27 protein-coding genes, 1 tRNA gene, 2 pseudogenes and 1 riboswitch are annotated in these 26,029 nt (G+C 70.2%); of the genes and pseudogenes, 15 read left to right on the top strand and 15 right to left on the bottom strand.

The genetic code is table 11. The features are described from left to right. Positions 1 to 24 precede the first annotated feature (24 nt). Complete coding sequence (locus ACF09J_RS06845) at positions 25 to 246, top strand: DUF397 domain-containing protein (RefSeq protein ID WP_392304311.1); 222 nt, start codon at positions 25 to 27, stop codon at positions 244 to 246. A 64-nt stretch (positions 247 to 310) separates the two neighbouring features. Here the strand turns inward: ACF09J_RS06845 and ACF09J_RS06840 are convergent. Then, a pseudogene (locus tag ACF09J_RS06840) lies at positions 311 to 527 on the bottom strand (e9imm peptide). Positions 528 to 648: 121 nt separating this feature from the next. On the opposite strand from ACF09J_RS06840, the gene ACF09J_RS06835 reads away from it, so the two are divergent. Next, a complete protein-coding gene (locus ACF09J_RS06835) occupies positions 649 to 1,374 on the top strand; it encodes a hypothetical protein (protein WP_392304310.1) in 726 nt (241 codons plus the stop codon). Positions 1,375 to 1,650: 276 nt separating this feature from the next. Then, positions 1,651 to 3,570, top strand: coding sequence for an FHA domain-containing protein (locus tag ACF09J_RS06830; RefSeq protein ID WP_392304309.1), 1,920 nt, complete (start codon positions 1,651 to 1,653; stop codon positions 3,568 to 3,570). A gap of 58 nt (positions 3,571 to 3,628) precedes the next feature. Here ACF09J_RS06830 and ACF09J_RS06825 read toward each other — a convergent pair whose 3' ends face one another. Then, positions 3,629 to 4,102: a carboxymuconolactone decarboxylase family protein gene (locus tag ACF09J_RS06825; protein WP_392304308.1), complete on the bottom strand. Its 474-nt coding sequence runs from the start codon at positions 4,100 to 4,102 to the stop codon at positions 3,629 to 3,631. A gap of 264 nt (positions 4,103 to 4,366) precedes the next feature. Here ACF09J_RS06825 and ACF09J_RS06820 point away from each other — a divergent pair, with 264 nt between their 5' ends. The 3 genes from ACF09J_RS06820 to ACF09J_RS06810 all read left to right on the top strand — a co-directional run bounded on the left by ACF09J_RS06820 (position 4,367) and on the right by ACF09J_RS06810 (position 5,829). Next, positions 4,367 to 4,675, top strand: a complete 309-nt coding sequence (locus ACF09J_RS06820) for a hypothetical protein (protein WP_392304307.1) — start codon at positions 4,367 to 4,369, stop codon at positions 4,673 to 4,675. Positions 4,676 to 4,799: 124 nt separating this feature from the next. After that, positions 4,800 to 5,279, top strand: coding sequence for a DUF2269 family protein (locus tag ACF09J_RS06815; protein WP_392304306.1), 480 nt, complete (start codon positions 4,800 to 4,802; stop codon positions 5,277 to 5,279). Between the two features lie 34 nt (positions 5,280 to 5,313). Next, on the top strand, positions 5,314 to 5,829 hold the full coding sequence (locus tag ACF09J_RS06810) for a levansucrase (RefSeq protein ID WP_392304305.1): 516 nt from the start codon (positions 5,314 to 5,316) through the stop codon (positions 5,827 to 5,829). A 46-nt stretch (positions 5,830 to 5,875) separates the two neighbouring features. Here ACF09J_RS06810 and ACF09J_RS06805 read toward each other — a convergent pair whose 3' ends face one another. Beyond that, positions 5,876 to 7,354: an MFS transporter gene (locus ACF09J_RS06805; protein WP_392304304.1), complete on the bottom strand. Its 1,479-nt coding sequence runs from the start codon at positions 7,352 to 7,354 to the stop codon at positions 5,876 to 5,878. Between the two features lie 141 nt (positions 7,355 to 7,495). Then, a complete protein-coding gene (locus tag ACF09J_RS06800; RefSeq protein ID WP_392304303.1) occupies positions 7,496 to 8,815 on the bottom strand; it encodes a DUF445 domain-containing protein in 1,320 nt (439 codons plus the stop codon). A gap of 202 nt (positions 8,816 to 9,017) precedes the next feature. Between ACF09J_RS06800 and ACF09J_RS06795 the strand changes: the two genes are divergently transcribed. Continuing rightward, positions 9,018 to 10,349, top strand: a complete 1,332-nt coding sequence (locus ACF09J_RS06795; RefSeq protein ID WP_392304302.1) for an SGNH/GDSL hydrolase family protein — start codon at positions 9,018 to 9,020, stop codon at positions 10,347 to 10,349. 18 nt (positions 10,350 to 10,367) lie between these two features. Here ACF09J_RS06795 and ACF09J_RS06790 read toward each other — a convergent pair whose 3' ends face one another. From ACF09J_RS06790 to ACF09J_RS06775, 4 genes are read right to left on the bottom strand one after another with little or no spacing between them, the layout of a single operon-like run. Beyond that, positions 10,368 to 11,057: a DUF1707 domain-containing protein gene (locus tag ACF09J_RS06790; RefSeq protein ID WP_392304301.1), complete on the bottom strand. Its 690-nt coding sequence runs from the start codon at positions 11,055 to 11,057 to the stop codon at positions 10,368 to 10,370. A gap of 9 nt (positions 11,058 to 11,066) precedes the next feature. Further along, complete coding sequence (locus tag ACF09J_RS06785; protein WP_392304300.1) at positions 11,067 to 12,098, bottom strand: ATP-binding cassette domain-containing protein; 1,032 nt, start codon at positions 12,096 to 12,098, stop codon at positions 11,067 to 11,069. A gap of 40 nt (positions 12,099 to 12,138) precedes the next feature. Further along, positions 12,139 to 12,978, bottom strand: a complete 840-nt coding sequence (locus ACF09J_RS06780) for an ABC transporter permease (RefSeq protein ID WP_392304299.1) — start codon at positions 12,976 to 12,978, stop codon at positions 12,139 to 12,141. Beyond that, complete coding sequence (locus ACF09J_RS06775) at positions 12,971 to 13,771, bottom strand: ABC transporter permease (RefSeq protein WP_392304298.1); 801 nt, start codon at positions 13,769 to 13,771, stop codon at positions 12,971 to 12,973. The genes ACF09J_RS06780 and ACF09J_RS06775 overlap by 8 nt, the downstream gene beginning before the upstream one ends. Positions 13,772 to 13,996: 225 nt before the next feature. Here ACF09J_RS06775 and ACF09J_RS06770 point away from each other — a divergent pair, with 225 nt between their 5' ends. Then, positions 13,997 to 16,654: a transglycosylase domain-containing protein gene (locus ACF09J_RS06770; RefSeq protein ID WP_392304297.1), complete on the top strand. Its 2,658-nt coding sequence runs from the start codon at positions 13,997 to 13,999 to the stop codon at positions 16,652 to 16,654. On the opposite strand, the gene ACF09J_RS06765 is transcribed toward ACF09J_RS06770, so the two are convergent. From ACF09J_RS06765 to ACF09J_RS06755, 3 genes are all read right to left on the bottom strand, one after another. Then, on the bottom strand, positions 16,632 to 16,952 hold the full coding sequence (locus ACF09J_RS06765; RefSeq protein WP_392304296.1) for a DMT family transporter: 321 nt from the start codon (positions 16,950 to 16,952) through the stop codon (positions 16,632 to 16,634). The genes ACF09J_RS06770 and ACF09J_RS06765 overlap by 23 nt on opposite strands. A 34-nt stretch (positions 16,953 to 16,986) precedes the next feature. Then, positions 16,987 to 17,054, bottom strand: a riboswitch (guanidine-III (ykkC-III) riboswitch). Between the two features lie 55 nt (positions 17,055 to 17,109). Further along, a complete protein-coding gene (locus tag ACF09J_RS06760; RefSeq protein ID WP_392304295.1) occupies positions 17,110 to 17,466 on the bottom strand; it encodes a GroES family chaperonin in 357 nt (118 codons plus the stop codon). Between the two features lie 54 nt (positions 17,467 to 17,520). Further along, on the bottom strand, positions 17,521 to 17,850 hold the full coding sequence (locus ACF09J_RS06755; RefSeq protein WP_392304294.1) for a DUF3618 domain-containing protein: 330 nt from the start codon (positions 17,848 to 17,850) through the stop codon (positions 17,521 to 17,523). A gap of 143 nt (positions 17,851 to 17,993) precedes the next feature. Here ACF09J_RS06755 and bcp point away from each other — a divergent pair, with 143 nt between their 5' ends. From bcp to ACF09J_RS06735, 4 genes and pseudogenes are all read left to right on the top strand, one after another. Next, positions 17,994 to 18,461 (top strand): thioredoxin-dependent thiol peroxidase, encoded by a 468-nt coding sequence (gene bcp, locus ACF09J_RS06750; protein ID WP_392304293.1) that lies wholly within the window; start codon positions 17,994 to 17,996, stop codon positions 18,459 to 18,461. A 137-nt stretch (positions 18,462 to 18,598) separates the two neighbouring features. Beyond that, positions 18,599 to 19,252, top strand: coding sequence for an HNH endonuclease signature motif containing protein (locus ACF09J_RS06745; RefSeq protein WP_392304292.1), 654 nt, complete (start codon positions 18,599 to 18,601; stop codon positions 19,250 to 19,252). A 21-nt stretch (positions 19,253 to 19,273) separates the two neighbouring features. Continuing rightward, positions 19,274 to 19,648, top strand: a pseudogene (locus ACF09J_RS06740) (HNH endonuclease); the annotation flags it as partial. Positions 19,649 to 19,682: 34 nt separating this feature from the next. Beyond that, positions 19,683 to 19,765, top strand: a tRNA-Leu gene (locus tag ACF09J_RS06735). A gap of 35 nt (positions 19,766 to 19,800) precedes the next feature. Here the strand turns inward: ACF09J_RS06735 and rdgB are convergent. Both rdgB and rph read right to left on the bottom strand, forming a co-directional pair. Continuing rightward, complete coding sequence (gene rdgB, locus ACF09J_RS06730) at positions 19,801 to 20,403, bottom strand: RdgB/HAM1 family non-canonical purine NTP pyrophosphatase (RefSeq protein WP_392304291.1); 603 nt, start codon at positions 20,401 to 20,403, stop codon at positions 19,801 to 19,803. Between the two features lie 20 nt (positions 20,404 to 20,423). Continuing rightward, positions 20,424 to 21,161 (bottom strand): ribonuclease PH, encoded by a 738-nt coding sequence (rph, locus tag ACF09J_RS06725; RefSeq protein ID WP_392304290.1) that lies wholly within the window; start codon positions 21,159 to 21,161, stop codon positions 20,424 to 20,426. Between the two features lie 290 nt (positions 21,162 to 21,451). On the opposite strand from rph, the gene ACF09J_RS06720 reads away from it, so the two are divergent. Continuing rightward, entirely contained in the window at positions 21,452 to 22,654 is a 1,203-nt protein-coding gene (locus tag ACF09J_RS06720; RefSeq protein WP_392304289.1) for an RNA-guided endonuclease InsQ/TnpB family protein, read from the top strand. A gap of 34 nt (positions 22,655 to 22,688) precedes the next feature. Here the strand turns inward: ACF09J_RS06720 and ACF09J_RS06715 are convergent, their stop codons facing one another. Next, positions 22,689 to 22,964 carry a glucose PTS transporter subunit EIIB gene (locus ACF09J_RS06715; RefSeq protein ID WP_392304288.1) on the bottom strand — a complete coding sequence of 92 codons (276 nt, stop codon included), beginning with the start codon at positions 22,962 to 22,964 and terminating at the stop codon, positions 22,689 to 22,691. A gap of 278 nt (positions 22,965 to 23,242) precedes the next feature. Here ACF09J_RS06715 and ACF09J_RS06710 point away from each other — a divergent pair, with 278 nt between their 5' ends. Beyond that, positions 23,243 to 24,496, top strand: coding sequence for a PTS transporter subunit EIIC (locus ACF09J_RS06710; RefSeq protein ID WP_392304287.1), 1,254 nt, complete (start codon positions 23,243 to 23,245; stop codon positions 24,494 to 24,496). Positions 24,497 to 24,575: 79 nt separating this feature from the next. Here the strand turns inward: ACF09J_RS06710 and ACF09J_RS06705 are convergent, their stop codons facing one another. Next, complete coding sequence (locus tag ACF09J_RS06705; RefSeq protein WP_392304286.1) at positions 24,576 to 25,328, bottom strand: MBL fold metallo-hydrolase; 753 nt, start codon at positions 25,326 to 25,328, stop codon at positions 24,576 to 24,578. Positions 25,329 to 25,547: 219 nt separating this feature from the next. Between ACF09J_RS06705 and ACF09J_RS06700 the strand changes: the two genes are divergently transcribed. Continuing rightward, positions 25,548 to 26,000 (top strand): type II toxin-antitoxin system PemK/MazF family toxin, encoded by a 453-nt coding sequence (locus ACF09J_RS06700; protein WP_392304285.1) that lies wholly within the window; start codon positions 25,548 to 25,550, stop codon positions 25,998 to 26,000. The last annotated feature ends 29 nt before the right edge of the window (positions 26,001 to 26,029 follow it).

Genomic DNA, 26,029 nt, shown 5'->3' with positions numbered 1-26,029 from the left:
CGACCGAATCAGCAAGGAGCTTTGATGACAGCATCGTCAGAACTGCACTGGTTCAAGACGTCGTACAGCGGCGGCAGTGGGACCGAGTGCATAGAGACCGCCTTCGTCCCGTCCGGCGTGCTCGTGCGGGACTCCAAGCGGCCCGAGCGTCCCCATCTCACCGTGTCACCCGAGGCATGGACGGACTTCGTCGCCGGCGCACGGCACAGCCGATTCGCCAGCCGCCGCCACTTCCCCGCTGCGTGAGCGCCGTCTGTCGCCCGGTGCAGTCTCGTGACGCGGCGGGCCGGGCGTCGACGAACGGGGCCCTTCACAAAGCGATCGGTCGATACGCCAAGGCCTGATCGACCACCTCGTCGGCCGAGAGTTCCCGCTCTGGCGGCCAGTAGATCAAGCCGCTGACCCACCCGGTTGGACAGGCCAGGGCTCTGTCGAGCATGTCAAGCCAGTCGCTCGCCTCCTCATCAGAGGCGTAATTCCACGTCCATGATCCGCTGCACGAGTGCGACGGCCTGAGCCCCGCTCATCTCCACTGCGCCATGGGCAACTTTAGTCACGATCATGTGACTTTCGCCGTTTCGGTGCAACTGCACATGCCTTTCACCAGTCACACGAGGGCAACACGTAAGACATGCACCAGGGGAACCAATGAGCCAGCAGTACCCGCAACAGTCCCAGCAGCCCAGTTGGGCCGGCCCGCAGCAGCCGGGGGCGCCCATGCCCCAGCCACCGAAGAAGCGCAGCACGGGGAAGCTTGTCGGGTTCGGCTGCCTCGGTGCCTTCGCTCTGTTCCTCGTGATCGGCGGCATCGTCGGCGCGATCGTCGGCGACGGAGACAGCAAGAACGACGACAAGACCAGCTCCGCCAAGAGCAGCGCCCCGAGCAGAGACGTCAAGGCCGACGATCTCGCCGGAACCACGACCTCCACCCTCGGCGGCGACATCACCTCCTGGGTCGACAAGATGACCAGCCACGGTGTCACCTGGGAGAAGCAGGGCACCAAGGAGAGCATCGCCGGCCTTCCGCCCACCCGCGACTGGTTCGGCGAAGCCAAGAGCGCCACCTTCAGCGCGCCCTCCTTCGTCGCCCACGGCATCACCGACACCCACCGAGGCATCCTCAGCCTGTCCTGCGACGCCGCCGGCATCCCCAAGGGCAGCTCTTCCGAGCAGGTCGCCATCTTCACCGACTGCGTCACCGCCGCCGGTCTCGACGGCATCGACAACGCCAAGGTCGGCGCCTGGATCCAGACCAAGCTGCCCGCCATGCTCGGCAAGGCAGGCATGCAGGTGGAACACCTCGAACTCGGCAAGGCCACGATCAGCATGGACACCGCCGGGGCCACCGCCGCGATCAGCATCGAGCAGCAGTAGCGACTTCGGCGCTGGGGATCTTTGAGGCGGCGGGTTGCCATGTTCCTCGGAAGGTGTTCGAAGGTGTTCCTCGGAAGGGGCAGACCATCCTCCCCTCCTCCCCCGACAACTCCCCTGAGTTCTCCGCCCCCTCTCCCGCCCCACCACTCCTGATCTGCACCTTCCTGTTGTGCGGCCTTGCGCGGGGGCGGGCTCGGGGTGAATCTGGTAGGCGCCTGTCGCGGGCTGCCGCAACGGGCGTGGGGGCAGTACGGACAGCTCCAGGGGGGAGTGGCCATGCCGGCTTCGATCACGGGGCGTGTGGGGCCGCTGGCGGGGCGGCGGTTTCCCGTCGGTGCCGCGCCGGTCACCTTCGGGCGCAGCGGTGAGAGCAGTGTGGTGATCGCCAGTGGGCGGGCCTCGCGCCTGCACGCGGAGGTGCTGCGCGAGGCCGGCCGCTACGTCCTGTACGACCGCGGAAGCCGCAACGGGACGCTGGTCAACGGCACGAAGGTGACGTCCCACGTCCTCGCCTCCGGCGACGAGATCACGATCGGCGACGAGGTCTTCTGCTTCGAGATTCCCGAGGCGATGGAGACGATCACGGATGTCCCGAACCCGCTCGTGACCGCCGCGCCGGGGCCGGTCCTGAACGTCACCGTCTCCGGCGGCGGTCCCGTGGGGCTGAGCTTCGCCCTGCTGCTGGAGCATCTGATGGGCCGTCGGGTGGCCGTCACGCTGTACGACGGCCGCTGGACCGAGGACGGTTCGCGGGTCGTGTGGAAGAACGAGGCGCAGGGCAATGTCCGGCGGCAGCAGGTCGTGACCGTCCAGAGCCGCCAGTATCTGAGCCTCCCCGAGGAGGTCCAGGAGCGGTTGTTCGGCGCCGGCGCGTACACCGAGATGTGGCCGGCCGGGCCGGACTCCGTGCAGGGTCACGGTCCGCGGAACGTCCGGATCGCCTACGTCGAGGACGTGCTCCTCGAGATGGCGAACGAGAAGTCCGACCGGATCCGGCTCGTTCCCACCCGCTTCGACCCGGCCGAGCAGCGCGAGGCGGTGGTCAAGGACCATGTGCTCGCCATCTGCGAGGGCGGTCGTTCGCGGACCCGGGACCACCTCGCCGACAAGTTCGGCGCTCCCGACGCGTCGATCTACTCCCTGAGCGGCCGGCACGTCCAGGACGTCGTGCTCGGCCTGCGCGTGAAGTCCGACCTGCCGGACCCCATGGCCGTGCTGCTGACGGTGGCCCAGAACCGCTTTCTGCTCAACTCCCTGCGGGGAGAGGGCTTCCTGAACATGCGCCTGACCGACGCCGAGGCCCAGGAGGTCATCGGGGTCGACCCCGTGCGGCACGTGTTCGAGCAGTGTGTCGCCTCGCGGCCCTGCCTGATGGGCCGCAACGACGAGGGCGACTTCCGCTGCTCGACCCATGGCACGCTGTTCCTGCCCGCCCTGGTCAGGGGTTCGGCCCTGTGGAAGCGCGTGCTGGAGGGCCTGGTCCTCTTCGGCGTCACCGAGGAGAACCTGAGCGCCGTCACCGGTTTCCGCCTGGACATGGTGCAGCGGCCGCGCTTCACCGCGCGGCTCCACTCCGCGACGTCCAACACCCCGGGGACGTACGGGTTCCTGCTCGGGGACGCCGCCAACGCCATTCACTTCTGGCCGGGACGCGGGCTCAACAGCGGTCTCGCGTCGGCCATCTCGCTCGCACGCTCCCTCAGCAACTCCTGGCGGGGGAAGGCCTTCCGCGACGCCGACTTCGTCCGTCACGAGGCGGCGATGTCGATGCTCCAGTACCGGCACAAGAGCCGCGCCTGGAACGCGATGGTCACCACCGACGAACACGGCGACACCTGCGCGATCAAGGACACGATCGCGCAGAGCATCGAGGCGTCCGCGCCGGAGGCTGCGGACGGCGCGGCGGACAAGGCGAACGAAGCGGACCTCGATGCGTTCATGGACCGGCTGCGGGAGATCCGCGACCGCCTCGCACCACGGGTGCCGGGCATGCCGGACGACGCGACCCTCCGCGACCACCTGCGGAAACTGAAGCCCGAAACCGTTCGCGTCCTGCTCGCGAGCGGCGCCTGGGACACCCTGACCGTCGGCGGCGAAGAGGTGGACATCGACATCTTCTACCGGCAGGTCCCCTCGCCCGCGTCCGTCACCGGCGTCACACGGACCAAGCACTCGGACCCGCGTCTGACGAGCTGACGGCAGCACCCCCTACGGCCCGGGCGCCCCCCTTCAGGGCTCGCCCGGGCCGAGCAGGTCAGCCGAACATGCCCGGTTCGTAGTCGCCCGCCGGCTGCTGGACGATCACGTTCAGGCGGTTGTAGGCGTTGATCATGGCGATGAGGGTGACCAGGGCCGCCAACTGGTCCTCGTCGTAGTGCTTGGCGGCGTTGGCCCACGCCTCGTCGCTGACGCCGCCCGCCGCGTCGGCGATGCGAGTGCCCTGCTCCGCCAGTTCCAGGGCGGCGCGTTCGGCCTCGGTGAAGACCTTGGCCTCGCGCCAGGCGGCGACCATGCTGAGGCGTACGGCCGTCTCGCCGGCGTGGGCGGCGTCCTTGGTGTGCATGTCGAGGCAGAAGCCGCAGCCGTTGATCTGGCTGGCGCGGATCTTCACCAGTTCCTGGGTCGACGCCGGGAGCGGCGAGTCCGTCACCGTCTTGCCCGCGGCGTTGATCTGACGGAGGAACTTGGCCGCGAGGGCGTTGCCGAAGAGGTTGAGACGGGCTTCCATCCTGGGCTCCTTGTGGTTGTTCACAGTCGTTCGAGGCGGTTGCTGCTGCTTCGTTCCGCTTCGGTCTGCTTAATTCTCGTTCGATCTACTTCGCTTGGTTTCGCTTACATACCTACGACGGAAGCGGTCCGCGATGTGTGACAGACCCGCCGGAGCGATTCCTGTGACCTGCGTCTCACCGCTCGGCGGAAGCGGTCAGCCCGTCGGTCCGGCGCGTGGACGTGCGGGTTAGCCTGTTTTGTCCCACGAGTGCGGGAGGCAGTGATGGCGAGGGTTCCTGCGGCAGTGGTCGCCGCGAGCGGGCTTGTCGGTGGGTACGGCGTGGCCCGGTGGACCGGGAAGCGGGAACTGGGCGGGGCCGTGCTGACGGTCGCCGGGGCCGCGTCCGCGTGGCAGTGGCGGCAGCGGGCCGGCGGGAAGGCGGCGGGCGCGCTCACCGCGGCCTACGTCGCCGCCTTCGCGGGGTCGCATCCGCTGGCCAAGAAGATGGGCGCCTGGCCGTCCGTGTTCACCGTCGCGGGCGCGGTCGCCCTCACCTCCTGGGCCGTCGCCGACCGACGCGACGCCCGGTAGGCCTCGGTCCGGCTTCGGAGGGCGCCCCCGGCCGGGCCGCTCCCTGTCGACGGTGGCGGGAATCCGTTGACCCCTGTCACTCTCGCCACTTCTTCAAGATCGGCGCGGTCTCTAGCGTCGGGGCGTGACCAAGTTCCTTCTCGCCGTGCACGTCCTGGCCGCGATCGTCGCGATCGGGCCCGTCACCGTCGCCGCCAGCATGTTCCCACCCGCCGCGCGCCAGGCTCTGGCCGCGCCCGAGGATCCGCGGGCGGTGGAGACCGTGCGGGTGCTGCTGCGCGTCTGCCGGGTCTACGCCGTCGTCGGGGTCGCCGTCCCGGTGTTCGGGTTGGCCACGGCCAAGAACATGGGCGTGCTCGGCGACACCTGGCTGATCGCGTCGATCGCACTCACCGTGCTGGCCGCCGTCGTCCTCGTCGCGCTGGTGCTGCCCCGGCAGACCGCCATAGCCGAGGCGCTCGACGGGGAACAGCGCGCGGGGCAGGGCGGTGACGCCCGCGCCGCGACCGTACGGCTGGCCATGTTCACCGGCGTGTTCAACCTGCTGTGGGCCGCCGTGACGGTGCTGATGATCGTCAGGCCGGGCTCCACGACGGGAGCCTGACGCGCGACGCCCGGCGCCGCATAGGATCCCGCCCATGCACGAGCACGAGTTCGGACAGCAGCAGTCGGCGGCAGCGGCCTACCTCACCACGCTGGAGGGCCGGCTGCGGGCCGACGGGTGCGGCACCCGCTGGGAGGACTGGCAGGGAATGCCCGTGCTCGTCGGACGCCGCTCCGACTTCCGGATGCGCTGGGCGGCCACGAACCTGCACCTGTTCACGGTCGCCGCGGCGGTTCCCCGGATCACGGTGGAGGCCATCAGCGGCTTCACCTACGGAGTCCTGAAGTACGCCAAGGACACCAAGGGCGGACTGCCCGTCGGCCTGCAGACCGGGGTCGGCGCCTTCCCTGTCCTGGTCAGCGACGACGTCGATCCGGACGCCGTGCGCTGGGCGGAGGAGCAGCAGCGCAACCGGTTCGCCTGCCTGGCCCGGCCGGTGGTGGTCGACTGCGGGCAGCACCACGTGGGCATGTACCGCGGCAGGCCCTTCATCGGCGGGATCTACGCGTCCCACTTCATCAAGAAGGGCACGCGGTACTTCTACGGCTGATCCGCGGCGGCTGCCCGTAGGGCTGCCCCAGGCGGCATCCGCCCTCCTAGGGCAGCGCCTCCGTCTCCGGTTTCGCCACCGCCGTCAGCGGTGTGGCGATGTCCTCCAGGGAGCGGCGTTCGGCCCTGACCGCGAGGAACGCGGCGACCAGTCCCGCCGCGCACATCAGCGCGGCGCCGACCTGGAAGGCGAGGACCGTGTCGCCGACCCTGCCGGTGCTGGTGAGGTCGGCGAAGAGGAGCGGGCCGCTGATACCGCCGGCCGCGGTGCCGAGGGCGTAGAAGAACGCGATGGACATCGCCCGGGTCTCCATCGGGAAGATCTCGGAGACCGTCAGATAGGCGCTGGAGGCGCCGGCCGAGGCGAAGAACAGCACCACGCACCAGCAGGCCGTCAGCGTGCCGGCGCTCAGCGTGCCGCGGTCGAACAGCCAGGCCGTGCCGAACAGGAGCAGGCCGGACAGCAGATAGGTGGAGGAGATCATCACCCGGCGGCCGACCGTGTCGAAGAGGCGGCCCAGCAGCAGCGGGCCCAGGAAGTTGCCGGCCGCGATGACGGCGAAGTAGTAGCCGGTGTGGTCGGCGGGCACATGGAAGAACTTGGTCAGGATCGCGCCGAAGCCGAAGGTGATGGCGTTGTAGAGGAAGGCCTGGCCGATGAAGAGGGAGAAGCCGAGGACCGCGCGCTTGCGGTAGTCGGCGAAGACCGTGCGGCCGATCTCGACGAAGCTCACGCTGCGGCGCTGGCGGATGGTGATCTCGCCGCGCGGCTCGGGAAGCGGTTCGCCCCGCTCGGCCACGACCCGGTCTTCGATGCCGGTCACCACCTCCTCCGCCTCCCGGTCCCTGCCGTGGATCAGCAGCCAGCGCGGGCTCTCCGGGACGTGCCTGCGGACGAGGAGGATGACGAGGGCGAGGACAGCGCCGAGCGCGAACGTCAGCCGCCAGCCGACGTCGGCGGCGAGGATGCCGGTGTTCAGGGCGAGGATCGACAGCAGCGAGCCGCCGACGGCGCCCACCCAGAAGCTGCCGTTGATGATCAGGTCGACGCGGCCGCGGTACGCGGCGGGGATCAGCTCGTCGATCGCGGAGTTGATGGCCGCGTACTCGCCGCCGATGCCGAAGCCGGTCAGGAAGCGGAAGAGGAAGAACCACCAGGCCTCGAAGGAGACCGCGGTCAGGGCGGTGGCCGCCAGATACACCGCGAGGGTGATCATGAAGAGCTTCTTGCGGCCGTAGCGGTCGGTCAGGCGGCCCCAGAAGAGGGCGCCGACGCACGCGCCCGCCACATAGAGGGCGGCCGCGGTGCCCGTGACCTGTGCGGAGCTGATCGACAGGCCGCTGCCGGGCTCCGAGAGCCGGCTGGCGATGTTGCCGACGACCGTGACCTCCAGGCCGTCGAGGATCCATACGGTGCCGAGACCCACGACGATCGACCAGTGCCAGCGCGACCACGGAAGGCGGTCCAGGCGGGCGGGGATGTCGGTGGTCACGGTACGGCCGGTCTCGGACTCGGCGGTGGCCATGGGCTCCCTCCACGACGACACGGGCAACGCTGACGACACGGACGACATGAGCGGAACGTCAAGCGGGTTCCCCCCAACCGCGTGGATCACGCCCCGCGCACGGCCGACCGGCCCAGCGCCACCGCCGCCCCCGCGCCGGCCCTACGCTCCCAGAACCCGTGTCACCGCGTAGATCACCACTCCCGCCATCGACCCCACCACCGTGCCGTTGATGCGGATGAACTGCAGGTCGCGGCCGATGTGGGCCTCGATCTTGCGGGTGGTGTGCTCGGCGTCCCAGCCGGCGACGGTGTCGGTGATCAGGGAGGTGATCTCCTTGCGGTAGGTCGTCACCACGTAGACCGCCGCGCCCTCGACCCAGGAGTCGACCTTGCCCTGCGCCTTGGAGTCCTCGGCCATCCGGGCGCCCAGGGACAGCAGCGAGGCGCGGACCCTCAGACGCAGCTCGCTGCGCTCGTCCTCGGCCGCCGCGACGATCATGGATCGTACGGCCGTCCAGGCGGAGGCGATCAGGTCCTGGACCTCGCCGCGACGCAGCACCTCGCCCTTGAGCCGCTCGACACGCGCGCGCGTGTCGGTGTCGGACTGGAGGTCGGAGGCGAAGTCGGTGAGGAAGCGGTCGAGCGCGCCGCGCGCCGGGTGCGAGGGCATGTCCCGCATCTCGGTGATGAAGCGCAGCAGTTCCTTGTAGACCCGCTCGCCGACCTTCCGGTCGACGAACCTCGGCGTCCAGCCGGGCGCGCCGCCCTGCACCGCGTCCATCACGGAGTCGCCGTGCAGCACCAGCCAGTCGTGTGCGCGGGAGACGACCAGGTCGACGACCCGTTTGTGGCCGCCGTCGGCGACGACCCGCTCCAGCAGTTTGCCGATGCCGGGCGCGATCTCCTGGGTGTTGGCTCTGCGGGTGATCGCCTCGCCGACGACGGCCTGGATGTCGGAGTCGCGCAGGACGGCCAGGGCGCCGCGCAGCGCGGTGGCCAGTTCCGCGGTCACCCGGTCGGCGTGCTCCGGCTGGGCGAGCCAGGCGCCGAGGCGGTTGCCGATGCCGACGGCGTGCAGCCGCTGCCGTACGACGTCCTCGGAGAGGAAGTTCTCGCCGACGAACTCGCCCAGCGAGATGCCGAGCTGGTCCTTCTTGGTGGGGATGATCGCGGTGTGCGGGATGGGCAGGCCGAGGGGGTGGCGGAAGAGGGCGGTGACCGCGAACCAGTCGGCGAGCGCGCCGACCATGCCGGCCTCGGCGGCCGCGGCGACGTACGACGTCCAGGCGCCGGCGCCCGCGTGCTCGCCCCACTTGGCGAGCACGTACACCACGGCGACGAACAGCAGCAGCCCCGTGGCGGTCAGCTTCATGCGGCGCACCCCGCGGCGCCGCTCCTCGTCGGCGGGGCTGAACACGGTCATCGCGCGGTGGGAGACGGCGTCCGCCGTGTCCGGACCGGCCTGGGTCGTCTGTTCCATCCACTCCACCCGTTCGGTGATCCCGCACACAATTGTCCCTTCCTGACCGACTCCCGGAACGGAACAAGAGTTCCCGGCGTCTGTCCGGAGGGGGGTTCGGCAGGATCCTGCCGATTCTCCCCGGGCCCATGCCCCACCATGTGCCCATCAGTTCGGAGCCCCGGGGCTCCGGCCGGCTCCGCCCGAGGAGAGCATCACCAGCATGACCAGACGGCACGGTTACGTCCTGCTGACCGCGATCGTCGCACTGATCGTCGTCGTTTTCGCCGCCCTCTGCGCCGGGGGCGCCTCCGGCACCGGCCGTCTGGCCGCCGCTCCGGCCGCGGGCCGTGCGCCGGGCCATTCCGCCGCCCCGGCGTCCTCCGGCGCCTGGGTCGCCACCTGGGCCGCATCCCCGGCCGCCGCCGAACCGGGCACGGAGACCACGGGCCTGGCGGGTCGCTCGGTGCGCAACGTCGTGCACACGAGCGTCGCCGGGACGAGTGCCCGTATCACGCTGTCCAACCTCTACGGCCACTCGCAGCTGCGCGTCACCCACGCCTCGATCGCCGTCGCGGCCGGCGACGCCACCGCGGCCGCCGCCACGCGCACCATGCGGCGGCTCACCTTCGCCGGCGCCCCCTCCGTCGTCGTACCGCCCGGCGGGCAGGTGATGAGCGACTCCGCGTCCATCGCCGTGCCGCGGGGCGCCGACGTCCTGGTCACCACCTACTCCCCCACCCCGTCGGGCCCGGTCACCTACCACCCGCAGGCCCGCCAGATCTCCTACGTCGCCCAGGGCGACCGCACCGAGGACGTGACCGGGGCGCCGTACACCGAGCAGACGACGGTCTGGCGCTATCTGAGCGCGCTGGACGTGCTCAGCGACGAGGCCGACGGAACGGCCGTCGTCCTCGGCGACTCGATCACCGACGGCATCACCTCCACCGTCGGCGCCGACCGCCGCTGGACCGACGTCCTGTCCGGCCGGCTGCGGGCCGCGGTCGAGGCGGGCGAGGACGTCCCCCGCTACAGCGTCGTCAACGAGGGCATCAGCGGCAACCAGGTACTGGCCGACGGGCTCGGACGGCCCTCGGACAACCCCGGCGGGCTGAGCCGGTTCGAGCGGGACGTGCTGGAGCGGACCGGGGTGAAGGTCGTCGTGGTCGACCTCGGCGTCAACGACATCCTGCGCAATCCGCGACGCGGCGACGCGGAGCTGATCACCGGCGGGCTGCGCGCCCTGGTGACGCGGGCGCACGCACGCGGGCTGAACGTCGTCGGGGCGACGCTGATGCCGTTCGAGGGGTACCGCGCGTCCACGCCCGCCCGGGAGGCAGTACGGCAGCAGGTCAACGCGGAGATCCGGGACGGACGGGTGTTCGACGCCGTGGTCGACTTCGACCAGGCGCTGCGGGACCCCCAGAATCCGCGGAGGCTGCGCGCCGCGTACGACTCCGGGGACCATCTGCACCCCAGTGACCTGGGGTACCGGACGATGGCGGAGACGTTCGAGCTGGGGCTCCTGAAGGGCGCCGGGCAGGCGCAGTTGTAGGGAGTCGAACCGCCGTGGCTATTCGAGCCTGCGGCGTTCCTCCCTGCGCTCCAGCTTCTCCTGGCGGCGCTGCTCCTTCAGACGGCGGCGCTCCGCTTCGGTCTGCTTCCGCCTGATGCCCACGCCGCCCCAGAAGGCCACGCCCGTCACGATCACGCGTGGGGCCCCCGGCTCGCCGCGGACGCCCTCCTCGCGGTGGTCGAAGCCGCCCATGATGCCGATGCCGCGCACCACCACCTCGACGCCGGGCGGAACGATCACGTCCACGCCGCCCATGATCGCGACGCAGTTGATCTCGACCTCGTGATCGGCGAAGTCGGCGTCGCGCAGGTCGATGCCGCCGCCGCCCCAGAAGGTGAAGCAGGTGAACTTCTTGGGGACGGTCCAGCGCCCCTTGCGCTCGAACCCGCCCATGATGGCGACGGCCCACGACGAGGTCCCCCCGCCGCCGACCACCCGCGACGCCCAACTGCCGTCCTGGGCGGGCTGCTTGACCATGTTCACCGCCGGGGCGGCCACGCCGGCCACGGGCAAGTCCCTGGTGATCGGCGTGAGTTCGCCGTACGTGCGCGCCCGGTACGTCGCGTCGAGCCGCTCCTCGAACTCGCTCATGTCGAGCCGCCCCTCGGCGAGGGCGTCCCTCAACTGCTCGGCGACTCGTTCACGATCGGCGTCGGAAGCGCGGAGCTCCGGCAGGTCCTCGGTCATGGCAGCAGCCTACGAGACCGCTTTCCCGGCGTACATCCTCGCGATGACCGCCTCGATGTCGGGCTCGCGCACCGACAGGTCCACCAGCGGGTACTCCGCCGCGATCCGCGCCACCAGGGGCGCCGCCGACTCGGCCGCCGGGAAGGCCAGCCACTGCCGGGGCCCCTCGACCCGCACCACGCGCGCGGACGGCAGCTCGACCGGCGGCATCTCGCGCTCCAGGTCGACCACCAGGGTGCGCTCGCTCTCGCCCGCCTCGTGCAGGCCGGTGAGCGGGCCGTCGTACATCAGGCGCCCGTGGTCGATGACCATCACCCGCGAGCAGAGCTGCTCGATGTCCTGGAGGTCGTGCGTGGTCAGCAGCACCGTCGTACCGCGTTCGGCGTTCAGGTCGCGCAGGAACGCACGGACCCTGGCCTTGCTGATGACGTCCAGGCCGATGGTCGGCTCGTCCAGGTACAGGACCTCCGGATCGTGCAGCAGGGCCGCCGCGATGTCGCCGCGCATCCGCTGGCCCAGCGAGAGCTGCCGGACCGGCACGTCCAACAGGTCGCCGAGTTCGAGGAGTTCGACGCAGCGGTCGAGGTTGTCGCGGTAACGGTCGTCCGGGATCCGGTACATGCGGTGCATCAGCCGGTAGGAGTCGATCAGCGGCAGGTCCCACCACAGGGTCGTACGCTGCCCGAACACCACCCCGATACGCCGGGCGAGCCGGGTCCGCTCGCGGGAGGGGTCGATGCCGGCGACCCGCAGCCGGCCGCCGCTGGGCGTCAGGATGCCGGTGAGCATCTTGATCGTCGTCGACTTGCCCGCCCCGTTCGGGCCGATGTAGCCGACCATCTCACCGCGCGCCACGCTGAAGGAGATCGAGTCGACCGCCCGCACCTGCCGCCGCTCCCGCTTGAGGAACCCGGTCTTCTTCCGTACGTCGAAGACCTTCTCGACCCGGTCGAGCTCGATGAGACCACCACCCGCGCCGTCCACACCACCCGCGCCGTCCACGCTGTCCCTGCCCTCCACGCCGTCCGCCGTCATCGCCATGCGCCCTGTACGCCCCTTCGCCCTTCGTGCCCTCGCCGTCTCAGTTCCCGGTGCTCCGGTACGACCGCAGGCCGACCCGCCAGGCCGCCCCCGCCAGCGCGCAGCACGCCACCGCGACCAGCGGCGACGCGAACGCGGTCCACCGGGGCAGGTCGAGCGGATACGGCCGCCCCAGCACGTACAGCGCCGGCAGCCAGTTGACGAAGGCCAGCGGCAGGACGAACGTCACCCCGCGCACCAGCTCCTTGGCGAACACCGTCGGCGGGTACTGGAGCAGCGTGGTGCCGCCGTAGGTGAACGCGTTCTGCACCTCGGAGGCGTCCTGCGCCACGAACTGGAAGGCCGCCCCCGCCACGAACACCGCGCAGAAGATCACGCAGCCGCTGACCACCATCACCGGCATCAGCAACAGCCTCAGCGGCGTCCAGTCGACGTCGAGCCGCATCAGCGCCCAGCCCAGCACCAGCGCCCCCTGCGTCACCCGGCCCAGCCGGCGCAGCGCGAACCGGTCCGCGGCCACCTGCGCCAGCACCGGCGCCGGCCGGACCAGCAGCGTGTCGAGGCTGCCGTCGCGCACCCGCCGCCCCAGCCGGTCCATGGAACCGATCGCCAGGTCGGCGAGCCCGAAGGAGGTGGCCGACAGCCCGTACAGGAAGGCGATCTCGGGCAGCGCGTAGCCGCCGAGCGCGTCCACACGGGAGAACATCAGCAGGATCGCCACGAAGTCCAGCGCGGTCGCGACGAAGCTCCCGGCCGTGGTCATGACGAAGGAGGCCCGGTAGGCCATCGTGGAGCGGATCCACATCGCGGCGATCAGGCGGTAGGCGCGCAGCCCCTCCGCCAGCCGGTTGCCGGCCGGGTCCGCGGTGAGGTCAGCCACCCTGCACCACCACCCGCCGCGTCGCCGCCGACTGCACCAGCCGCCCCGACGCCAGCAGCGCCACCGCCCACGCCCCCTGGAAGACGTACGTGCCGAGCGGGTCCGCGTGGCCCAGCAGGATGTCGGCGGGGGCCTGGAGCAGCGACGACCACGGCAGCGCCCGGACCACCTCGCCCAGCGCACCCGGGAAGACGTTCAGCGGCAGCAGCATCCCCGAGCAGAAGAACCCGGCGAGCCAGGCCATCTGCACCACACCCGTGCCGTCCAGCAGCCAGAACGCGCTCATCGCCACCAGGAACCGGATCCCGAAGCCCACCAGCAGCGCCAGCGGCACCGCGCCGAGGAACGCCACCCAGGTCAGCGGATCCGAGGGCAGGTACACCGGGAAGAACAGCGCGCCGAACACGAAGGGCAGCACCCCGCGGCCGAGGAGCTGGAACATCGCCCGGCCCGCGTCCGCCGACAGCCACCACAGCTGGAGATCGGCCGGCCGGTACAGGTCGACCGCGATGTCACCCGTTCGGATGCGTTCCATCAGCTCGTCCTCGACGCCGCCCCCGCCGATCGCCAGGGCCGCCAGGAACGCCTGCCCGAGCCACACGTACGTCACCGCCTGTGCCTGGTCGTAACCACCCAGATGCGGCCGGACATCCCACAACGCAAGGTACGTGTACACCAGGATCAGCCCGAATGCCGTATTGGTGAACACCCCGGCCGCCGTCGCCGCCCGATACGTCGCGTACCGTCTGAATCCCCCCGCCGCGACGGCCGCGTACAACCGTCCAGCGCCCACGCGCACCGCCTCCCAGGCCACGACACCGAAAGCGAGGGAGCCTAGTGCGCGCCGGGCGTGACATGCCACGCATTTTCCGCTCCGGACCAATGCCCTGGACCGGGAACGGAACGGTTGCTGCGAGAGTCTTCATCTGGGGGCGCCGATGGCGCATGAGGGCGTACGGGGACGTACGACGTGGATCGTACGGGGACGTACGACGTGACACAGGAGTCCGAGCACGACATGAGTGACGAGCCGCAGCAGCCGAACCAGGGCGTGGCCGACCACCAGCCACCGGCGGCACCCGAGACCAGGGGCGAGGCGGAGAGCGGGACGGAGAGCGGGACGACGAACGAGGCGGAGAACGACGCGGAGAACGAGACCGGGCGCGAGACGGAGAACGCGGCGGGGAGCCGGACGGCGAACACGAACGCGAACGCCACCGCGCCCGCGCCCGCACCCGCACAACCGGCACCCGCAACGCAGTTTCGGACCGCGCACGCGACGGGGAACGTGCCGGCGAACGAGTCAGCGGACGAGACGGCCGACGCGCGGGGCCCCGAGAAGACCGGACGGCCCCGGCGCACCGGCTGGCGCCGCGCCGTGCCGACCTGGCGGATGGTGCTCGGCGGCTTCCTCACCGCCATGCTCCTGGTCATCGGTGCGTTCCTCCTCGGCTACTCCCTGGTGAAGATCCCGTCGGCCAACGCCATGGCCGTCAAGCAGGCCAACGTCTACCTGTACGCCGACGGCTCCGAGATCGCCCGGGACGGCGAGATCAACCGGGAGAACGTCACGCTCGCCCAGGTCTCCAGGGACGCCCAGCACGCCGTGCTCGCCGCCGAGGACCGCGACTTCTACACCGAGTCCGCCGTCGACCCCAAGGCGATGCTGCGCGCCGGCTGGAACACCGCACTCGGCAAGGGCAAGCAGTCCGGCTCGACGATCACCCAGCAGTACGTGAAGAACTACTACCTGGGCCAGGAGCAGACCGTCACCCGCAAGGTGAAGGAGTTCTTCATCTCGATCAAGCTGGACCGCACCCAGTCCAAGGACGAGATCCTGCAGGGCTACCTCAACACCAGCTACTTCGGCCGCAACGCCTACGGCATCCAGGCCGCCGCCCAGGCGTACTACGGCGTCAAGGCCAAGGACCTCGACCCGGCCCGCGCCGCCTACCTGGCCGCGCTCGTCAACGCGCCCAGCGAGTACGACGTCGTCGCCCACCCGGAGAACAAGTCCGCGGCCCTGGCCCGCTGGAACTACGTCCTGGACGGCATGGTCAAGAAGGGCTGGCTGAGCGCCTCGCAGCGGGCCGGGATGAAGTTCCCGATGCCGAAGGACGCCACCGCCCCCACGGGCATGTCCGGACAGCGCGGCTACATCGTCCGCGCCGTGAAGGACTACCTGGCCAAGAACAAGATCCTGACCGAGGAGCAGCTCGACGCCGGCGGCTACCAGATCACCACGACCCTGCAGAAGAACAACCAGGACGCCCTGGTCAAGGCCGTGGACGACCAGGTGATGAGCAAGCTCGACCGGAAGAACCGCAAGGTCGACAACTACGTCCGGGCCGGCGCCGCCTCCGTCGACCCCAAGACCGGCGAGCTCGTGGCCATGTACGGCGGCATCGACTACGTCAAGCAGTACACGAACAACGCCACCCGCCGGGACTTCCAGGTGGGCTCCACCTTCAAGCCGTTCGTGTTCACCTCCGCCGTCCAGAACGGCTCCGCCACCCAGGACGGCCGCCCGATCACCCCGAACACCTACTACGACGGCACCAACAAGCGCCCCGTCCAGGGCTGGAGCGGCTCCTACGCGCCCGAGAACGAGGACCAGCAGTCCTACGGCAACATCACCGTCAGCGAGGCCACGGACAAGTCCGTCAACGCGGTGTACGCGCAGATGGCCGCCGACGTCGGCTCCGACAAGGTCAAGGACACCGCCGTCGCCCTCGGCCTGCCGGCCGACACCCCGGAGCTGTACCCCGCCCCGGCCATCGCACTCGGAACGGCGACCGCCGGCGTCGTCGACATGGCCGACGCCTACGCCACGCTCGCCAACCACGGCAAGCACATGCCGTACACGATGATCAAGAAGATCACCAAGGACGGCGCCGACACCATCGAGCTGCCCCAGCGCACCGAGTCCCAGGCGGTCAGCCGCGAGGCCGCCGACACCACCACCTCGATACTGCGCAGCGTCGTCCAGACCGGCACCGCCACCGCCGCCCAGGGCGCCGGCCGGCCCGCCGCCGGCAAGACCGGCACCGCCGAGGAGGACCAGGCCGCCTGGTTCGCCGGCTACACGCCCGACCTCGCCACCGTCGTCTCGGTCATGGGCCAGGACCCGGACACCGCCCACCACAAGTCGCTCTACGGCGCCCTGGGCCTCCCCCGCATCAACGGCGGCGGGCCGCCCACCCAGATCTGGGCGCAGTACACCGCGGCCGCCCTGAAGAACACCCTGGCCACCGACTTCGACCTCCAGCTCCAGCCGGGTGCCGACCAGATCCAGTCGCCGCCCTCGGAGCCCGGCAACCACCCGGGCGACGGCGCTCCGGACGACGGCGCCACTCCCGGCACCGACACCGGCGGCCAGGACCAGGGACAGGACCAGGGACAGGACCAGGGGCAGAGCCAGGGCCAAGGCGACGGCGGCACGGGCGACGACGGCGTCGACCCCACCACCGGCGGGACCGACGGCGGCACCCCGCCCGGCGGTCCCACCGGCGGGGAGTCCGGCGACGTCGGCGGCACCCAGCCGGGCGGCCCGGGAGGTGTGCCCGGCGGAGCGGGCGGCACCACCCCGGGCGGCAGCGCGGGGGCCGGCGCCTCGGGCGACGGCGGCACGAACACCGGCCTGCAGGGCGTGTTCAGTGGCCGGACGTCACCTTGAGCCCCACCACGGCCACCAGCAGCAGACACACGAAGAAGATCCGGGCGGCGGTCGCCGGCTCCCCCAGCGCCACCATGCCGATCACCGCCGCACCGGCCGCCCCGATGCCCACCCACACGCCGTAGGCGGTGCCGATGGGCAGGGAACGGGCGGCGTACGACAGCAGGACCATGCTGGTCACGATCCCCGCGCCGGTGAGCACGCTGGGCAGGGGGCGGGTGAACCCGTCGGTGAACTTCATGCCGATCGACCAGCCCACCTCCAGCAGACCGGCGAGAACGAGCAGGACCCAGGCCATGACGGGCACCTCCGGGACGACGTGACGGAACGGGGGTGCGTCGTCTTTGCGTTCATCCCGGTACGGCGCGTCTCGTCGGGTGGCTCCCGAGGCTAGCAAAGGAACGACAAAGGGGCTGGTGACCAAGGTCACCAGCCCCTCTCCTCAATACGTACCCCTACAGATACAGGCCGGTGGAGTCCTCCGAGCCCTCGAAGCGGTCCGCGGCCACCGCGTGCAGATCACGCTCGCGCATGAGCACGTACGCGACTCCGCGCACCTCGACCTCGGCGCGGTCCTCCGGATCGAACAACACCCGGTCGCCCGTCTCGACGGTCCGCACGTTCTGCCCCACCGCGACGACCTCGGCCCAGGCCAGCCGGCGTCCCACCGCCGCTGTCGCGGGAATCAGGATGCCACCGCCCGAACGCCGCTCGCCCTCGCTCGTGTCCTGCCGGACGAGCACCCGGTCGTGCAGCATCCGGATGGGCAGCTTGTCGTGCGGGCTGCTGTGCTCATTTCTCTTGGCGCTCACGCCTCGAACCTACCTGCCTTCGGCGCATCGTCACGCGGTGGGGCGGCGTGCCGCTCAGCGGCGGCGCCGGCGGGTGCCCAGAGCGAGCAGTCCGACCAGCCCGACGGCGACGAGCGCGACCGGCACGACCCGCTCCAGGCGCGGGGCGCCGTCCTCGTCCACGAACTGCGCCCGCACATCGCTCACGACCCGGTTGACCTGCACGTAGGCCCGGCCGAGCGTGTGGTCGATGTTGGCGGCGACCTTGGCCTTGGCGTCCCCGACGATGGTCTTCGGGTGCACCCGCACCCCGATCTCGTCGAGCGTCTCGGCCAGCGCCTCGCGGCGGCGCTTGATGTCCGCCTCGATCTCAGCCGGTGTCCTGGTGTCCGCGGTGTCCGCCACCGTGCCGCCTCCGAAGTCAACTGATGCCTGTTCGGGACAGTCTGTCAGTTCTTACTCCGACCGCACTGTCGGCACCCCCGGTTACCCTCGGAGCGACACGGTATTCGCACACCCGACGCGCACGCACGAGGAGAAGAGCTTCGATGACCGAGCGACTCCAGCCCGGGGACGTGGCCCCCGCCTTCGCCCTCCCCGACGCCGACGGCAAGGAGGTGTCGCTGGCCGACCACCAGGGCCGCAAGGTCATCGTCTACTTCTACCCGGCCGCCCTCACCCCCGGCTGCACCAAGCAGGCCTGCGACTTCACCGACAACCTGGACCTGCTCGCGGGCGCGGGGTACGACGTGATCGGCATCTCCCCCGACAAGCCGGAGAAACTGGCGAAGTTCCGCGACAAGGAGTCCCTCAAGGTCACCCTGCTCGCCGACCCCGACAAGAAGGTCCTGGAGTCCTACGGCGCCTTCGGCGAGAAGAAGCTCTACGGCAAGACCGTGGTCGGCGTCATCCGCTCCACGATCGTCGTGGACGAGGAGGGCAAGGTCGAACGCGCCCTCTACAACGTCAAGGCCACCGGCCACGTGGCCAAGATCATCAAGGACTTGGGGATCTGAGACCCGCTCCCCCACCAGCACGGCCCGCCCCGGTACACCCGGCGCGGGCCGTTCCGCATACCCGTACGTGACTGTCGGATAACCCGTTCGTTACTCCGTGTGAGCCATGAACACATGGCCGAGAACGGAGGGGACCCATGGGGGCCAGCGCGTACACGAAGGAGCGCCTGGAGGAGGCGGCCCGCGGATCGCGAACGCTGTCGGAGGCGCTGGAGAGGTTGGGGGTGGATCCGAAGAGTCCTACGCGGCGGTACCTGCTTGGACGCATGCGAAAGCTCGGAGTGGACGTCTCCCACTTCGAAAAGGAGGGGGCGAAGTGGACGAAGGAGGTTCTTGAGCGCGCGGTCGCGGCATCCACGAACATGTGCGAGGTACTCCGCCGTCTCGGCCTGGAAGTCGTCGGCGGCCACCACACCCACATCAGCCGCCGGATCAAGGCGTACGGCATCGACAACTCGCACTTCCGGGTGCCGACGCGCCGTGGAAAGCCATGGCGCCCACGCACGCCGGAGGCCCTGCTCGTCGAGCAGCAAACCGACCGGGCTCGGCGCATCCCTGGCGACCGGCTCAAGTGGGCGATGAGGGCTACCGGCGTCCCGGAGCGATGCGCCGGCTGCGGCACGGAGCCGGTATGGCGTGGCCGTCCACTCCCGCTGGAGGTCGATCACATCGACGGCGACTGGCGCGACAACCGGATCGAGAACCTGCAGCTTCTCTGCCCGAACTGCCACTCGACGACCGACAATTACCGCGGTCGCGGCAAGCGCCGTGCTCAGGGTGGCGCAGCATGAGCGACTCACGCTCCACCTACACAGCGCGCGCTGTTGCGTCAGTGGGTCGCCGAGGACGACATCTCGACCGCGCACTTCCTGGGGCAGGCCCATCAACGGGGCAAGACCCGCACGGATCAGATCAAGCGCGCCGAGGACGTCCTGGTCAAGCACGATGGCCGACGCAGGACGAGAACCCACGTGCTGCGCCGTGCGCTCCACGAGGTGGGAAGACCGGAGAAGTGCGCCGAGTGCGGCGTCGGCCCCGCATGGCTCGGGAGACCGATGACTCTGGAGATCGTCCACATCAACGGGGACTGGAGCGACGACCGGCGGGAGAACCTTCGGCTGTTGTGTCCCAACTGTCATGCGATTACCGACACCTGGTGCCGAGGGGGGCGCCGTAACTCCACGTAGCGCAGCGCCAAACGACCGGTACCATGTCGCCAGCGCGGCCGTGGCGGAACGGCATACGCGAGGGTCTTAGGAGCCCTTGGGCGAAAGCCCGTGTGGGTTCGAATCCCACCGGCCGCACAGAAGAAGGGCCGCCCAGCCGGGCGGCCCTTCTCTTATCCCAGCAGTTCCCGTACCACCGGTACCAGGGCGCGGAACGCCTTGCCGCGGTGGCTGATCGCGTTCTTTTCCTCGGGGGTCAGTTCCGCGCAGGTGCGGGTGTCGCCGTCGGGCTGGAGGATCGGGTCGTAGCCGAAGCCGTTCGTGCCCGCGGGCTCGTGGCGCAGGGTGCCGCGGAGTTGGCCCTCCACCACCCGCTCCGTGCCGTCGGGCAGGGCGAGGGCCGCCGCGCAGGCGAAGTGGGCGGCGCGGTGGTCGTCGGCGATGTCCGAGAGCTGGGCCAGGAGCAGGTCGAGGTTGGCCTTGTCGTCGCCGTGGCGGCCGGCCCAGCGGGCCGAGAAGATGCCGGGGGCGCCGCCGAGGACGTCGACGCAGAGCCCGGAGTCGTCCGCGACCGCGGGCAGGCCGGTGGCCTGGGCCAGGGCGTGGGCCTTCAGCAGGGCGTTCTCGGCGAAGGTGACGCCGGTCTCCTTGACGTCGGGGACGTCCGGGTAGGCGTCGGTGCCCACGAGTTCGTGGGGCAGGCCGGAGTCGGCCAGGATCGCCCTGAGTTCGACGATCTTGCCGGCGTTGCGGGTGGCGAGGATCAAGCGGGTCATACGGGGCTTCTCCTCTACTTCTACTTCGCCAGGGCCGTCTCGAGTGCCGTGCGCTGGATCGCCGCGAGTTCGGCGCAGCCGGCCACGGCGAGGTCGAGGAGGCTGTTCAGCTCCTCGCGGGCGAAGGGCTCGGCCTCGGCGGTGCCCTGGACCTCGACGAAGCGGCCGTCCCCGGTGCAGACGACGTTCATGTCGGTGTCGGCGCGGACGTCCTCCTCGTAGCAGAGGTCGAGCAGCGGCACGCCGCCGACGATGCCGACGGAGACGGCGCTGACCGTGCCGGTGAGCGGCTGGCGGCCGGCCTTGATCAGCTTCTTGCCGCGGGCCCAGGCGACGGCGTCGGCCAGTGCCACGTAGGCGCCCGTGATGGCGGCGGTGCGGGTGCCGCCGTCGGCCTGGAGGACGTCGCAGTCCAGGACGATGGTGTTCTCGCCGAGTGCCTTGTAGTCGACGACCGAGCGCAGGGAGCGGCCGATGAGGCGGGAGATCTCATGGGTGCGGCCGCCGATCCTGCCCTTGACCGACTCGCGGTCGCCACGGGTGTTGGTGGCGCGGGGCAGCATGGAGTACTCGGCGGTGACCCAGCCCTCGCCGCTGCCCTTGCGCCAGCGCGGGACGCCTTCGGTGACGGAGGCGGTGCAGAAGACCTTGGTGTCGCCGAAGGAGACGAGGACGGAGCCCTCGGCGTGCTTGCTCCACCCGCGTTCGATGGTGACCGGGCGGAGTTGTTCGGGGGTGCGGCCGTCGATACGAGACATGGCGTCGAGCGTAGTCCCCCATGCGCAAGGGGCTCGTCCCGCATCGGGAAGAGCCTGCTCTCCTGCGAGGAGGGCCCGGCATCCAGGCCGGGTGGGAATCGCATCCTTCGGCGGCGGCGCGAAGTGCTCTGACGGCAGGCCCTGCGGAGCAGGGCGAACGCGAACGCGCGTGCTGGCGTTCACTGATCGGGGTGGTCGCGCCGAAAGAAGGGTGCGGGCGTTCGGGTGTCGTGCGTACGGTCGCATGGCGGGTGCCGGGTGATCGGGGCGAGTCCTGGGGGGTGACGGGCATGGCGGTGGTGCGCGAGGCCGATGGGGGCGGGCACGCCCGGTACACGTACCGGCTGCGGGTGTCGGCCACGGCCCGGACCGGGCTGGAGACGGAGTGGGACCGCTGCCGGTGGCTCTGGAACGAGTGCGTGGCCCGTTCCAAGAAGGCCTACGCCGAGGGCGAGGCGTGCGGTCCGGCCCGCCTGTACCGGATGCTCACCCAGGCCCGCGCGGTGACACCGTGGCTGGCCGCGGGTGCCTCGGTGCCTCAGCAGCAGACCGTCCGCGACTTCGCCGCATCCCGCACGAAGGCCCTGAAGGACGTCAAGAACCGGCTGCCGCTCAAGCAGCGGGCCGGAATGCCCCGGCACAAGAGGAAACGCGGGGCCGATCCGACGCTGAACTACACTCGGCACAGCTTCCGGCTCAAGGGCGGGCGCCTGCACCTGGCGGGCGGAATCGTCCTGACCGTGGTGTGGTCCCGTCCTCTGCCGGCCGAGCCGTCCTCGGTGCGGGTGTACCGAGACTGTCTCGGCACCTGGTACTGCTCGTTCGTCATCCCTGCCCCGCTGGAACCTCTCCCCGCCACCGGCCGCGTGATCGGCGTCGACTGGGGCGTGAGGGAGACCACCACCACGACCTCCGACGCCCACGACCTCCCTCATGCCCAGCACGGCCAGAAGTCCCAGGCCGAGCTGGGCCGGTACGACCGGATGATGGCCCGCCGCAGGCCGAAGAAGGGGCAGGCCGCGTCGAAGGGCTACCGGGAGGCGAAGAAGTGGCGGGCGAAGACGTACGCGAAGATCGCCCGGCAGCGCCAGGACACCGCCCGTAAGTGGGCGAAGAGAGTCGTGCGCGACCATGACGTGATCGCGGTGGAGGACTTCCGGCCCAAGTTCCTCGCCCGGACGTCGATGGCCCGCAGGGCGGCGGACGCCGCGATCGGCGCCACGAAGCAGGCGCTGATCGAGATGGGCCGCAAGCATGGGCGGGATGTGCGTCTGGTGCATCCCGCGTACACCACGATGGACTGCGCGCGGTGCGGAGCGAGAGCCAAGCACGCACTGCCGCTGTCGGAACGCACCTATACCTGCACCGCATGCGGAGCCGTCTGTCCCAGGGACAAGAACTCCGCCCGCGTGATGCTCGTCCGGGCAGGTCTGGACCCGGCTGGTGTCGAGGGCGCAAGACCTCCTGGAGCGCTGCTCCAGGAGGCAGCCTGAGCCAGGGATCCCCTCCCTACAGGGAGGGGATCACTCAAATCATGTCTTCGATTTCCGCGGCGATCGGGTCGGCGTCGGTGCCGATGACGACCTGGATGGCGGTGCCCATCTTGACGACGCCGTGGGCGCCTGCGGCCTTGAGGGCGGCTTCGTCGACCAGGGAGGCGTCGTGCACTTCGGTGCGGAGCCGGGTGATGCAGCCCTCGATCTCGTCGATGTTCTGGATGCCGCCGAGCCCGGCGACGATCTTCTCAGCCTTGGTGGCCATGTCCTTCTCCCTGATCCGATCCGCTTTGTCGCAGTAACCCATAGTTGGACCGTCTTTGCGAGGGGCCGTGCCATGGGTGCAGAATGGTGCGCTCACGGCAGCGGAACCGTCCGCCGACTGGTCTACACCAGCGTAGGCGCGGGGACCAAACGCGGCTCGACGCCTACCGTTCCCTGCCTCACATCACAACTCCAACCTCGATTTCACACGGTGTGTAGTGGTTCGGTCGCCGGAATCGCGGGTTCCTTACGCCCCCTTCATCGTGCTACAACAGGTCTACACCAGTGAGTGGTGTAGACCACCACCCGATGGAGGACGTCATGACCACCGCCAGCGCGACATCGACGGCGGCGCCCGCGAAGAAGCGGGGTTCCGGCCTGTTCCAGGGCCTTCAGAAGGTCGGCCGCAGTCTTCAGCTGCCGATCGCCGTACTGCCGGCCGCGGGCATCCTGCTGCGTCTGGGCCAGGGCGACGTGCACGACAAGCTGCACCTGCCCGACAAGGTCACGGCGGTGTTCGCCACAGCCGGCGGCGCGATCTTCGACAATCTGCCGATGCTGTTCTGCCTGGGTGTCGCGATCGGCTTCGCCAAGAAGTCGGACGGCTCCACGGCGCTGGCCGCGCTGGTCGGTTTCCTGGTCTACAGCAATGTCCTGAAGGCCTTCCCCCTGACCGAGCAGCACATCGAGGGCGGGAAGATAGTCGAGGCCACCTACAACAACCCCGGGGTGCTCGGCGGCGTCCTGATGGGTCTGCTGTCGGCGGTGCTGTGGCAGCGCTACCACCGCAAGAAGCTCGTGGACTGGCTCGGCTTCTTCAACGGCCGTCGACTCGTGCCGATCATCATGGCGTTCGTCGGCACCGCGATGGGTGTCTTCTTCGGACTGGTCTGGAAGCCGATCGGTGAGGGGATCTCCAACCTCGGTGAGTGGATCACCGGCCTCGGCGCTCTCGGCGCCGGCCTGTTCGGTCTGATCAACCGCGGGCTGATCCCGGTCGGCATGCACCAGTTCGTCAACACGGTCTCCTGGTTCCAGATCGGCGACTACAAGAACGCGGCCGGCGACATGGTCCACGGCGACCTGAACCGCTTCTTCGCCGGTGACCCGACCGCCGGTCAGTTCATGTCCGGCTTCTTCCCGATCATGATGTTCGGCCTGCCGGCCGCCGCCCTCGCGATCGCCCACTGCGCCCGTCCCGAGCGGCGCAAGGTCGTGACGGGCATGATGGTCTCGCTCGCGCTGACCTCCTTCGTGACCGGTGTGACCGAGCCGATCGAGTTCGCGTTCATGTTCATCGCGCCGGTGCTCTACGCGATCCACGCGGTGCTGACCGCCGCCTCCATGGCGATCACCTGGGCGCTCGGCGTACACGCCGGCTTCACCTTCTCCGCGGGCTTCATCGACTACGCCCTCAACTGGAACCTGGCGACCAAGCCATGGCTGATCATCCCGATCGGCCTGGTCTTCGCGGCCGTCTACTACGTGACGTTCCGGTTCGCGATCATCAAGTTCAACCTCCCCACCCCGGGCCGCGAGCCCGAGGAGGAGACCGAGTCGCTCATCAAGGCATGAGCCGGGCCACGGCATGACAGGGCCCCCGGAGTTCCGTGACTCCGGGGGCCTTTCGTTTCCTGGACCTGCTGTCCTGGGCCTAGACGTCGTACGACGCTCCGGGCGCCGCGAGTTCCACCGTGCCCGCGTAGGCCGCGCGGGCGTCGGTGAGGTTGATCTGCGGGTCGGTCCACGGGGGGATGTGGGTGAGGACCAGGCGGCGGACTCCGGCGCGCGCGGCGGTCTCACCTGCCTCGCGGCCGTTGAGGTGCAGATCGGGGATGTTCTCCTTGCCGTCCGTGAAGGCGGCCTCACACAGGAAGAGGTCGCTGTCCCGGGCGAGTTCCACCAGCGCGTCGCTCACCCCGGTGTCCCCGGAGTACGTCAGCACCCGCCCGCCGTGCTCGACGCGGATGGCGTAGGCCTCCACGGGGTGGGCCACCCGCTCGGTGTGCACGGTGAAGGGGCCGATCTCGAAGGTGCCGGGCTTGACCGTGTGGAAGTCGAACACCTCGCTCATCGAGGAGGCCGTGGGGGTGTCGGCGTAGGCCGTGGTCAGCCGGTGCTCGGTGCCCTCGGGCCCGTACACCGGGATGGGGTCGCAACGGCCTCCGTCGTACCGGTAGTAGCGCGCGACGAAGTAGCCGAGCATGTCGATGCAGTGGTCGGCGTGCAGATGGCTCAGGAAGATGGCGTCGAGGTCGTAGAGACCGCAGTGGCGCTGCAACTCGCCCAGGGCGCCGTTGCCCAGGTCGAGAAGCAGCCGGAAGCCGTCGGCCTCGACGAGGTAGCTCGAGCAGGCCGATTCCGCGGACGGGAACGACCCCGAGCAGCCGACGACGGTGAGCTTCATGAAGCAGAAACCTCCGCTGGCGGGAAAACTTCAAAAAGAGGAAGGTGACGGGGGTCGTGCGGTCCGTCGAGAGTAAGGCGGGATACGTCCGGTCGCTCCTCCGGCAAGGGCTGTTGTGGGCGAACTCACCTGTGGTGTCACCGGTTCGGCTGGACCTGGGGCTCAGGAGGAGCGCTCAAGGGCGCGCACCGAGGGTCGCGCGCCGGTAACGTCGTGGTTGTGGACACGTCCTGGTGGCTGGCACTCGCGGCGGTGGTGCTGCTCGCTCTCGTCGCCACGCTCGTCGACGGCTGGGGACGGGGCCACCGGCCCCCGCGGAACAGGCTGCGTCCCGGCCGCCCGGCGGGCCGCCGTGCCGCGGCGCGTCCGCAGCCCGCGGAGATCTGGTGGGCCAGCGTGCCCCACGGCGAGGGTCCGGGGGCGAAGGACCGGCCCTGTCTGGTGCTGGCGGTGCACGGCAAGCGCGCCCGGGTCGCGAAGATCAGCAGCAGGTACCACGACGAGCGCTCCGGAGTGATCCCGCTGCCGCCGGGCTCGGTGGGGGACGCGCAGGGGCGGACCAGCTTCGTGGAGACGGACGAGGTCCGGGAGGTGCCGCTGTGGGACTTCCGCCGCCGGGTGGGGATCGTGGACCCGGTGCTCTGGGACCAGGTGCGGTACCTGGCGGGCTGACGGGGACGGGCGCGCCCGGGCCGAACGGG

This window comes from Streptomyces sp. NPDC014889 (assembly GCF_043081205.1).
Taxonomy (GTDB): Bacteria; Actinomycetota; Actinomycetes; order Streptomycetales; family Streptomycetaceae; genus Streptomyces.
The sequence above is the reverse complement of the archived record's forward strand: the minus strand, read 5'-3'. Positions and strand labels throughout refer to the sequence as shown.

What these genes read in the sequence shown, in the direction of transcription:
- ACF09J_RS06845 (WP_392304311.1), top strand. Translation starts at nt 25, where the DNA reads ATGACAGCATCGTCAGAACTGCACTGGTTCAAGACGTCGTACAGCGGC.
- ACF09J_RS06835 (WP_392304310.1), top strand. Translation starts at nt 649, where the DNA reads ATGAGCCAGCAGTACCCGCAACAGTCCCAGCAGCCCAGTTGGGCCGGC.
- ACF09J_RS06830 (WP_392304309.1), top strand. Translation starts at nt 1,651, where the DNA reads ATGCCGGCTTCGATCACGGGGCGTGTGGGGCCGCTGGCGGGGCGGCGG.
- ACF09J_RS06825 (WP_392304308.1), bottom strand. Translation starts at nt 4,102, where the DNA reads ATGGAAGCCCGTCTCAACCTCTTCGGCAACGCCCTCGCGGCCAAGTTC.
- ACF09J_RS06820 (WP_392304307.1), top strand. Translation starts at nt 4,367, where the DNA reads ATGGCGAGGGTTCCTGCGGCAGTGGTCGCCGCGAGCGGGCTTGTCGGT.
- ACF09J_RS06810 (WP_392304305.1), top strand. Translation starts at nt 5,314, where the DNA reads ATGCACGAGCACGAGTTCGGACAGCAGCAGTCGGCGGCAGCGGCCTAC.
- ACF09J_RS06805 (WP_392304304.1), bottom strand. Translation starts at nt 7,354, where the DNA reads ATGGCCACCGCCGAGTCCGAGACCGGCCGTACCGTGACCACCGACATC.
- ACF09J_RS06800 (WP_392304303.1), bottom strand. Translation starts at nt 8,815, where the DNA reads ATGGAACAGACGACCCAGGCCGGTCCGGACACGGCGGACGCCGTCTCC.
- ACF09J_RS06795 (WP_392304302.1), top strand. Translation starts at nt 9,018, where the DNA reads ATGACCAGACGGCACGGTTACGTCCTGCTGACCGCGATCGTCGCACTG.
- ACF09J_RS06790 (WP_392304301.1), bottom strand. Translation starts at nt 11,057, where the DNA reads ATGACCGAGGACCTGCCGGAGCTCCGCGCTTCCGACGCCGATCGTGAA.
- ACF09J_RS06785 (WP_392304300.1), bottom strand. Translation starts at nt 12,098, where the DNA reads ATGGCGATGACGGCGGACGGCGTGGAGGGCAGGGACAGCGTGGACGGC.
- ACF09J_RS06770 (WP_392304297.1), top strand. Translation starts at nt 13,997, where the DNA reads ATGAGTGACGAGCCGCAGCAGCCGAACCAGGGCGTGGCCGACCACCAG.
- ACF09J_RS06765 (WP_392304296.1), bottom strand. Translation starts at nt 16,952, where the DNA reads ATGGCCTGGGTCCTGCTCGTTCTCGCCGGTCTGCTGGAGGTGGGCTGG.
- bcp (WP_392304293.1), top strand. Translation starts at nt 17,994, where the DNA reads ATGACCGAGCGACTCCAGCCCGGGGACGTGGCCCCCGCCTTCGCCCTC.
- ACF09J_RS06745 (WP_392304292.1), top strand. Translation starts at nt 18,599, where the DNA reads ATGGGGGCCAGCGCGTACACGAAGGAGCGCCTGGAGGAGGCGGCCCGC.
- rdgB (WP_392304291.1), bottom strand. Translation starts at nt 20,403, where the DNA reads ATGACCCGCTTGATCCTCGCCACCCGCAACGCCGGCAAGATCGTCGAA.
- rph (WP_392304290.1), bottom strand. Translation starts at nt 21,161, where the DNA reads ATGTCTCGTATCGACGGCCGCACCCCCGAACAACTCCGCCCGGTCACC.
- ACF09J_RS06720 (WP_392304289.1), top strand. Translation starts at nt 21,452, where the DNA reads ATGGCGGTGGTGCGCGAGGCCGATGGGGGCGGGCACGCCCGGTACACG.
- ACF09J_RS06715 (WP_392304288.1), bottom strand. Translation starts at nt 22,964, where the DNA reads ATGGGTTACTGCGACAAAGCGGATCGGATCAGGGAGAAGGACATGGCC.
- ACF09J_RS06710 (WP_392304287.1), top strand. Translation starts at nt 23,243, where the DNA reads ATGACCACCGCCAGCGCGACATCGACGGCGGCGCCCGCGAAGAAGCGG.
- ACF09J_RS06705 (WP_392304286.1), bottom strand. Translation starts at nt 25,328, where the DNA reads ATGAAGCTCACCGTCGTCGGCTGCTCGGGGTCGTTCCCGTCCGCGGAA.